Raw genomic sequence first — 466 nt, 5'->3', positions numbered from 1 at the left:
GGCCCTGCCCGGCACCGACTGGAACCTGACCCTGCTGACCAATACCTCGCAGGCCCGCGTGGCCGCGCTCAACAGCGCGGCGCTGGCCGGCGTGCTGGCGGCGTTCGTGCTGCTGCTCGGGGCGGCCTGGAACGTGCGGCGGCGCATCGTCAGCGAGCGGCTGGCGGCGCGCACGGCGCTGGAGGCGGCCAACAGCGAACTCGAACGCAAGGTGGCCGAACGCACCGCCGACCTCTTCGCCGCGAACCAGCAACTGCATGCCGAAGTGGCCGAACGCACCCGCACCGAGACCTTCCTGCGCCAGGCGCAGGACGGGTTGATGCAGGCCGGCAAGCTCGCGGCGGTGGGCCAGATGTCGGCCGGCATCGCCCATGAACTGAACCAGCCGCTCGCGGCGCTGCGCACGCTCTCGGGCAACACCGGCAAGTTCCTCGAACGCGGCGACCACGCCACGGCGCAGGAAAAC

General features: G+C 71.9%; 1 pseudogene. It reads left to right on the top strand.

The window, feature by feature from the left end:
* Positions 1-466, top strand: a pseudogene (locus AB4Z35_RS30430) (sensor histidine kinase); the annotation flags it as partial.

It is taken from the genome of Pseudomonas sp. KB_15, assembly GCF_052114525.1.
GTDB lineage: Bacteria > Pseudomonadota > Gammaproteobacteria > Pseudomonadales > Pseudomonadaceae > Aquipseudomonas.
This window is presented reverse-complemented; position numbering and strand designations above follow the sequence as displayed.